An 8384-nucleotide genomic window follows, 5' to 3' on the forward strand; every position below is an offset into this window, starting at 1 on the left:
ATCATGTTCAACTTCACCGAATCCGCCAAGAAAGCGCTGGATGTCTTCGCCAGCGCCACCGGCCTGCGGCTCTTCCCCGATCCGCTCAAGCATCCAGGAGGAGAAGATGTATGCACGCTCGACCTGCCTGGCTACCGCCAGCTCGAATCCTACACCTGCGGCTTTGTCGCCGGAGCCATGATCCTCCACACCTTCCGTCCCGGTGCCTCATTGAAGAAGTTCTTCGAGCAGTGCAATCCTGATTACGAGCACGGACTCGATACCAGGCCACTCATCCGCTGTCTGCGCACCAACGGCATTGGTGTCAGCAAGAGGTGCGACCTCGATTTCGAGAAGATCGTGTCCACCATCGACCAGGGCTTTCCCATCATCACCCTCACCCGAACGCCGCGTGCCGATGAGGACCACTGGGTAGTGATTTACGGATACGGAAAGAAACCCAATCGGGTGTTCATCGCTGGTGAGGGACTGCCATTGATCAACCACCTCACCGGGCAGAAGGAGATCCCATGGTCCACGTTCTCACGCTCGAAATGGGCGCAACGAGGATTTGGTCTGGTGTGCTGGGGCAAGTGAGCCTACCAAATGGTAGGTTCGACAACTCGCTTCGTGATTTATCTATTCAACCTCTTTGAGGGAGTCTGCTCTCGCATGTCTAATGAGTCTAGGTGACTCCTCATTACTTGGCGGCGACTATAATGTCCTGATCGCAAGCCACCAAATACTCGGGAAGTCAGCCATGACGCGCACAAGCCAAGTAAAACAGAGATGCAAAATGAGAACAGACCCCAGCGGATCTCCACTGTCACCAGTTCGCCGACCTTCACTAAGCACACTAGTAGCGCCACAACAAACACATCTAGCATGGACCACTTGCCCAGCACACCCACAACGGCCACAACGCGCCGGAAATGACTGTGCATCTTCGTCAGCCATGACCAAGAGAGCAGCACGATCTTCAAAAATGGAAAGACAATGCTAAAAACAAATATAAGCACTGCGATCCATGTATTGCCACTGGCTGATAAATCCTTGATGCCACCAAGCACAGAGTAAGTGCTCTCCTCTTTGAAAATCCACACTCCCTTGTGCAACGTCATCATAGGCGCAAACAAGCCCACGACGAAGGTCACGCTTTGGAACAACGTCAGAAACTTAAAAAGCTCCCAAGCATCAGGATGCGTTTGGGCTTGGGATGGAGAAGACTGCATGGCGTTAGAAATCCGGTGCTGGCATGGAGTCAGGACTGTTTGCGGAACACGCCAAGGCTCCCCCCCACGGGTTTCATCCTCTCTAGTTTGAAGGAACCCTCTGCGCTTTTGGTGATCCTGAATCTCGCGGCTGGTGCTCCGCCCGCCTGCTGGTCATCACCCAGGACTTCGATCACCATCCCGGCCTCATCCATCTCGCGTGCCTCGAACGGCACCAGCTCCGTCTGCAGCAGCAGGCGTGTTCCGATCGTGGTATAAAATGAAAAGCGCTTTTCACCGACATTCAGTTCATACTTCGTCCGGCCCGATTCGGAGACATACTGCCCCGCGAACTGCTCCACCAGCTCCGGCTGCGGTACATGTCCCTCAGGCGGCGCAAGTGGTTCGATTTTGATAAACGCACAGCGCACCAGACTGATAGCGAGATACAGCGCCATCAATAGTATGAGACCCCCGCAGCCCACCTGAAGGCAGGCCGTTCTTTGTTTGCTGTTCGTCATGACAGAGAGGCGGTGAAAGAGTAGTGATAAACCCGGAGGTGTTTGTGGCGGCCCGCGCAGCTCGCAGCATGCATGGAATGGCGCACTACACGACGGCTCAAGGTTCGGAGGCAGTGATGGACTGAGTGTAGGACAGATTGAAGCGAAAGTCCGCGTCCAGATTGATCTTCGCATTCAGATCCCCTATCCTCGGAAGAAAGCCGTCATACTTCGCTCCATCCACTCGCAGTTCGCCATAGCGGACGCTCTGGTTTTCCGCATCCAGCCAGATCTCCCCAGAGAACCTGCCGTCCTCCGGCGTCAGTTTCGTTTCATGATTGCCGCCATCCACCGTCTCGACCACAAACCGTAGGTCCGTCACATGGCTTCTCCCTTCCACGGTCCCACGCGGGATGAATTTTAGCTTGAAGCCGTTAATCTGATCGACGGTCCTCACAGGAGATTCGTTTTTCACGAGTTCCGCCTTTACCACGACAGAACCACGAAACGAACCTTTCACCGTCGGATGCACCATCGCATCCAGCGTCTCCCCGTCCACGATCCATTGGTCCCCGTCCTTGCGCTCCCCCTGAAATCCCAGCATGGCCTCATACAGCAGCTTCGATTCACGTCCGATAACATCCTTGATCATGTTGTCTGCCTGCCCTCCCGTAGCCACCACGCGGCCGTCTCGCGATTCTGCGGGAGACACCCTCACTGCGGCGTTTTTCACAGCATTTGGCCTCGTCCATTCCAGCAAAAACCATTTTCTTGACAAGGCTCCCATGGATTGAAACGCCAGTTCAAGGGCACCGCCGCCCAGCAAATCAGGAGAGCCTGGCTTCTGCCGCACGATGACGTAGCTCCCGCCGAAAACCTCTGCGTTTCGTTCCTTCACTTCCACATGGGGTTGCCACTCCACAGGTAGATCAGACCAAAGTCTTTGCGCCCAGACTTCCCAGAATCCGGATTCAACTTTTAATTCCAGCGGATGGGTCTCGCTTTTCATGATGTCGCAGAGCTGATAGTACCTGCCGGCAGAGCCGTTGTGAGTGGAATCCTTTACCAACCTAGTGTTATAGGCCATCGCTCCTTGATAGTGAAAAGAGCGATCCTGGGAACCCGTTGCCGAACGATCTGATAGCTTCACATTGATTTTCGTATTTGTCAGCGAGATGTCTGCTTTGACTTCGGTGCGATAATCAAAGTTTTTCTTCCAAAGCAGCATGTCTGAATTGAGCTGCATGGCAGTCTGCGCAAACAGTTCGTTACCGAATGAAAAGGCCAGCAAGCATGTGCCGAAAAGAAAATGAGTGAATTTGAAGGCGTTCATGATGCAAGTGAGTTCGGTCAGTGAATTTCGTAGTTGCCTGGATTCTTGAAAGTGAGCCATGCGCCGCACAGGAAAAAAATGCCAGATAGCACACAGCACATCAGCATCTCCAGACCAATGATCTTTAGCAGCAGCTGAATAAACTCGCTTTCGTTGAGCGCCTTGCCTTCCCCCTTTAGATCCATGCGAATTTGCCTCAGTGTCTCCTTGTTGGTCACGCGCTTCCAGACCTTCCATCTGTCCGCATCTGCACCTGTTAGCTTGTATTCAAAGTCTTCATTCCTCTGAAGATACCTCTCGGAAGACTCCAGGACGTCCTTGTCCAGCACTCTCCCAATGTTGAAGAAATAGCGTTGGGGCAGTACCAGCGACATATCCTCCAGCAGATGCGGCCAAAAGCCAGCATGTGGCTTCGTACTGGTAAATGTCTTCGGCGTGGAGAGAAACGGGGCAGGACAGACGAGTTTTAGATATAGCGGCGGTGCCACCGGCAGCGCGCTCCCGTCACTTTTCAAAACGGCCGTGGAAGAGACCATGGAGATCACCACGAGGCCGACCGCGAGTTTCAAAGCGCCGAGTGTGTCCTTTGCCACGCAACTGATCAGCGTGCCCAGTCCTGCACCGGCCAACGCCCCAACCAGCAGGCTGGAAAAGAAGAGAACGGCAACAACCACAACCGCCGGGAGGCCTGCTACTTCCTCAATGAAGTACACAGGCAGTTGTGATTGGGTGACGAAGACATTGAAAAGGCTGTCCTCTCCCCGCAGCGTGGTGAACAATAACACCGTCCCCGCAAACGCCGTGATCTGCACAAGCGAGAGAAAAAAGCTAACCAGCGCGTTCGCGAAGATATAACTAAAAAAAGGCCGACGCATTGCCAGAGTCCAGTAATTCCATTCGCCAGAGGACACCGCTCCGTTCACGATCTGGCAACTGTTGAAAATGCCGATCCAGAAAGCGTAGACCGTGCTGAAAAAGATAAATCGCTCCGGGTTGATCTCATTGCGCGCCAGAAACGCGGCAAACACTACTAGCCCCACAAGCAGAGGAATTGCGAACATCGCTCGCTTGCCCTTGCCCTCAAACTGTTTCCCGTAAGCGCGACGCAGCTCCCCGCACAGGCTCGAAAAAAGCATTGAAAATCGACTGCTATTGCTGACGGAAAGCGCGCAGCCCGTGGCCTCATCAATAGTAGCAGGCGGCGAATCATAGGCAGCCGCAGGCATCTCAGCAGCAACGTGCCCGCATTTTCCGTTCAACTCCGTGAAGTGCTCCGATCTCACAAACTCCTCCACGCTGCCGCAGAAAGCGAGACTGCAGTGTTTACCGTCCGCTAGGTTCTCATCCTTGCGGACGTAGAGCACGCTGTCAAAAATGCCCTCCCCGTCCTCGTCGTCTTTGTCATCCAGCAGAGAAAGCGCATGCGTCGCTATGACATAGGTGGTGTCGATGTCGGTGAACAGCTTCCGCGTTTGCCGCAGAAACAGAAAGTACTCACGCTGCGTCGCATTGTCCAAACCGGTGGTCGGTTCATCGAGAAGGAAAATCACCTCCTCCTGCCGCACTTGCCTATCCCGCATCTCAACGCCGGTCAACCGGGCGATGATTTCCACCCGCTTGCGCTCACCGCCAGACAAGTCCTTCAGCGGCTGCTCCAGCACATTTTCCAATCCGAATTTCCGGCAGTTGTCGCGCAGCTTTTCCATGCCCTTCTCACGCGGGCAGTTCAGGGCAACCGCGCACACGACATCAGCCATTTCAGACAGGCAGTGCCGCTTCATCGAGCGGTCTTCTGGAAACTTCTGCGGCAAGTAGATCAGGTTTTCATCCCGCAAGGCCACGCGCAGCTGCGACGGTGATGAAAACGTGGACTGTGCTACCAGCGTCTTCCCCACACGGAAATGCATAAAACGCACCGCCTCCTTTTTGCGCATCCACGGACCCAGCAGATGCCCCGTCAGCACGCTCAAAAGCACCGACTTGCCCGCACCGCTTTTTGCCAACAACGCGCAGAAGGCACCGCGCCGCACGGCGAGCTCAGGGATGCGCAATGATATTGCTGCTGACTGCGCCTCAAAGTTCTGTATTTCCAGGCAGGTGTTCGGAGTCATGCGCGTTCAAAAAAGAAAAATGGCGGTGCATCAGTCGCATGTCCTGGCTGTGTGGAGGCAGCGGAATCTATCGGCTTTCCTTTTTGAAATTCGCAATCCGGTAGCTCTTGGGGAAATTCTCCGGCGAATACCGCGCAAGATCTGCCATGTTCAGCTTGCCGTGCTGTAGCTGGGCACGGATTTCTTTTGCAGCAAGCTCGTCTTCGATCTCCCAGGTGTCTCCTGAAGACATGGTGACCAAGCCCCCCTTGGCGTCTGGAATGATCGAAATGTAAAGCGGCCAGTTCAGCACCTCCGCAGGGTAGGCGATCACGGCAAAACCATCCTTCTTCTCAGGCCCGCCGACGACCGGCATGCATTTGAAAAGGTACCCTTGCACCGGGATGGGATTCTGTACGGCATCGGAGGCATTCCAAACCTTTTGGACCATCACTGTCCCACCTTTGTCATTCACGGAGCCCAGTTCCTTCACATTCAGTGCAAAACGGGTGTTGCGGGTGACATGGACGTAGTAGGTATGCTGTGCCTCGACCAGCGCCAGTGAACCGCTGAGCACCTCATTGATCTGATTCGGCTTGGGAATTGGCGGTGGAGGTGGTGGCTTTGGCTTAGCAGGTCGTTTTGGCGGGGGCTGTAGGTTGCTTGGCAGCCAGCCTGTCACCCGCTTTGGCACCTCAGGGTAAACGCAGCTTACGAGGATACCGAGGCTGAAAAATATGGCGTTGATGATGAGATTGCTGATGCGGAGCAGTCTTGGAAATTTCATGAGTTTGTGTGGCAGAGCCGGGGACTTATTTCACAGCTTCCCCTGTGCAGGTGTAACGGACCTCAAATCTCGCGTCACCCGCGACCTCGAAGCCCTGAAGGATTTTCATGTCTGGCAGACCGGCCTGCACATCGCTGATCATGCGCAGATCAGCCTGCCGGACATATCCATCTGTTTTGTCGATGAACAACACGCCTTCGGTGTCTTCGCGCAGTTTGGCAGAAAACTGCGGTTCGCTGTACTCCAGTGTGCTGTGGAAGGTTCGGCCGTCCACCTTGCCTTTGTATGAAATTTCAATTTCCCGCGCATCAAACACAACCTTCTCGTCATGGCGATCTGGCACCTTCGCATCTCCCACATAATGCAGAACGACACTGCCGTGGAAACTTCCCTTCAGGTCGGGGTGGAGGAAGGTGTTGAAAAAATCTGCGGGGACCACCCAGGTATCGCCAGGCTTGCGCTCTTTGGAGTCAAATATCTGGCTTGAAAGAGCAAAGGTTTCGCGCTGAAAAACGCCACGCGCCAAGTCCTCAGGCTGGCTGTATGCGGCCATTCTCCACTTCATCCATTCAATGGCCTTTTCCGGCCCTTCACTTGCTTTTTTCTCAACGAACATCGCCAAATCTTTTCCTTCATTGTAGATCTGCCGCGCATCAAGCTCTTCGCCCGATCTGGTTGATGCTCGAATCAGAAACATGCGCCGGTTGAACGCCTCGTTCAGTTGCATGGCCACGTTGGCAAGGTCGGCGAGAGTTTTCGTGGAGTCTGATAACTGTAGGAGTGAAGAGCCTGGATCAATCTCAATGCCGCCATCAGAACGCTTCTGGATGCCATGCTTTTTGAGCTGCTCACTGGCCAGATCGTCCGCTTTTTCGCCGATCCACTTACCTGCAGCGGCAGAAATCATAGTCGTCGTAGCAGATGGGTCTGGAATTATTCCGGAAACGGCAGTTGCAAACAGCCCACCCATCACTGTTTTGATGAGACTCGAACGCTTCCCGTCATCGACAATAAATTCGAGGGCGGTGTCCACAATCGTTGGATCACCCACAGGCTTGCGAAAAATGGCGCGCCTGACATCTGTCCTCGGATAGTAGCGTGAGAGCAGGATTTCGCCATTTTGATTCCGCAGGACACCGCTCTCAGCCAATGAGTTGCCGCGAGCCTCGAGGTTGAGTTCACCGATTAAATCCTCCGAGCCTGACACCAAAGACTGCCACCAGTGAACTTTTGCTTTTTCGCGCACACGCACACGAGCACCGAATGAGAAATCACCCCGATGCTGATAGGTCCAGCCTTCCTTCCAGGAGGCCAGCCACCATTCACCCGCAGGAGCTGTCGCGACAGGAGCGAGCTGTTGCTCAAAACGGTTGGCCGACTCCTCCGAGAGACTTCGGACTACGCCCAACATTAGGAGCATTGCTCCTGCAATAATCCCTTTGATAAAATACGAAGGTCCTTGTTTTTGTAGTAAAATGCGGGTGCTCATGAAAATGAGTTTTTAGCGCACGGCATGTTTGTAAAGCCTTATTTCCCTTAGACAGTGAAGCTGGCGTGAGCCGCCGATTTCGACTTTTCCACCGCCCAATACCCTCCTCTGGTGCCCCGTTCCTTGCTCAACCCGAACCGGTAAAGAGTGGCCCTGAACCTCGACGTGGGCAAGATTCGCTCCGAATGTCTCAAGAAGCATCTATGGGCGGAACGCTTGAAAGGGCGCGGCAACAAGAAGTCGGAGCACTGCGAGGCGGCTCACTTGTTCCCAGCAATTTTTATTTATCCATTCAAAGGAGCACGTTTTTTGACCCTTGGCCGGAGCCTATTTGCATTTCTAGCGCCGCAACCGCAAGAATCCATTCTCCCTCGGACAGCGGGGAGGAACGGCAGGTTGAGTTGAATAGGTTTGCATCAGACTACAGCGGTCGCAGACATAAACGTATGGTCCTCCAATTTGCTGTGTCTGAAACGGCGATGACGGCACGGAACTCCGAGGTCGTGCGTAGTCCGGCATTCCGCCAGATTGAAATCGCTGAGCCCACTCCGCAGCTCGCTGCTGACGTTGTGCTTCGGCCTGCTGGCGCAGCATTTGCTGCTGCTGCCTCGCAAGCTCCTGTTGTTGGGCGTATGCCTGTTGCTGCTGGAGCAGCGGCGACATGATAACCCCGAGGGCGAAGGCATCCTCCTGGCTTATTTGCTGCCCTCCATTTTGCTGCGGTGTGGCGTTAGGTCGGGCTGGGGGCTGGCTCGGCATCGAGAAGATGTCTCGCGGGCCATTTGGTTCATAATAGTCACGCAAAGTCTCCCGGCTAGGTGCCGATGCAGATGCGCCCTCTGAAGGCGTGCTGCTTGAAGCATACCGTGATGGGTCGTAGGTGACAGGAACGCGAGGCATCTGATCAAATCGAATCAGCAACAGCACTGGCACTGCCACTCCCCACATCCAGGGACGGATGCGATACTTTGAGAGCCTGTCTCTTATACACATCT

General features: G+C 54.4%; 7 protein-coding genes. 1 reads left to right on the plus strand and 6 read right to left on the minus strand.

Annotated elements, in window-relative coordinates; all coding sequences use genetic code 11:
* Positions 1 to 576 (plus strand): C39 family peptidase (locus IAE77_RS00760; RefSeq protein WP_294220385.1); only part of this gene is annotated, 576 nt, incomplete at its 5' end.
* Between the two features lie 38 nt (positions 577 to 614).
* On the opposite strand, the gene IAE77_RS00765 is transcribed toward IAE77_RS00760, so the two are convergent.
* From IAE77_RS00765 to IAE77_RS00790, 6 genes are all read right to left on the minus strand, one after another.
* Positions 615 to 1211, minus strand: a complete 597-nt coding sequence (locus IAE77_RS00765) for a paraquat-inducible protein A (RefSeq protein ID WP_294220387.1) — start codon at positions 1209 to 1211, stop codon at positions 615 to 617.
* A gap of 29 nt (positions 1212 to 1240) precedes the next feature.
* Positions 1241 to 1711 carry a hypothetical protein gene (locus tag IAE77_RS00770; protein ID WP_294220389.1) on the minus strand — a complete coding sequence of 157 codons (471 nt, stop codon included), beginning with the start codon at positions 1709 to 1711 and terminating at the stop codon, positions 1241 to 1243.
* Positions 1712 to 1808: 97 nt separating this feature from the next.
* The gene (locus tag IAE77_RS00775) at positions 1809 to 3023 is read right to left on the minus strand and encodes a hypothetical protein (protein ID WP_294220391.1); all 1215 of its coding nucleotides are present in this window, start codon (positions 3021 to 3023) and stop codon (positions 1809 to 1811) included.
* A 17-nt stretch (positions 3024 to 3040) separates the two neighbouring features.
* Entirely contained in the window at positions 3041 to 5134 is a 2094-nt protein-coding gene (locus IAE77_RS00780) for an ATP-binding cassette domain-containing protein (protein ID WP_294220393.1), read from the minus strand.
* A gap of 67 nt (positions 5135 to 5201) precedes the next feature.
* Positions 5202 to 5900 (minus strand): hypothetical protein, encoded by a 699-nt coding sequence (locus tag IAE77_RS00785; RefSeq protein ID WP_294220394.1) that lies wholly within the window; start codon positions 5898 to 5900, stop codon positions 5202 to 5204.
* 25 nt (positions 5901 to 5925) lie between these two features.
* Entirely contained in the window at positions 5926 to 7389 is a 1464-nt protein-coding gene (locus IAE77_RS00790) for a hypothetical protein (protein ID WP_294220396.1), read from the minus strand.
* Positions 7390 to 8384 lie beyond the last annotated feature (995 nt).

It is taken from the genome of Prosthecobacter sp. (assembly GCF_014879935.1).
Taxonomy (GTDB): Bacteria; Verrucomicrobiota; Verrucomicrobiia; order Verrucomicrobiales; family Verrucomicrobiaceae; genus Prosthecobacter.

Coding starts and splice junctions, on each gene's coding strand:
- IAE77_RS00780 (WP_294220393.1), bottom strand. CDS start 5,134: ATGACTCCGAACACCTGCCTGGAAATACAGAACTTTGAGGCGCAGTCA.
- IAE77_RS00790 (WP_294220396.1), bottom strand. CDS start 7,389: ATGAGCACCCGCATTTTACTACAAAAACAAGGACCTTCGTATTTTATC.
- IAE77_RS00785 (WP_294220394.1), bottom strand. CDS start 5,900: ATGAAATTTCCAAGACTGCTCCGCATCAGCAATCTCATCATCAACGCC.
- IAE77_RS00765 (WP_294220387.1), bottom strand. CDS start 1,211: ATGCAGTCTTCTCCATCCCAAGCCCAAACGCATCCTGATGCTTGGGAG.
- IAE77_RS00770 (WP_294220389.1), bottom strand. CDS start 1,711: ATGACGAACAGCAAACAAAGAACGGCCTGCCTTCAGGTGGGCTGCGGG.
- IAE77_RS00775 (WP_294220391.1), bottom strand. CDS start 3,023: ATGAACGCCTTCAAATTCACTCATTTTCTTTTCGGCACATGCTTGCTG.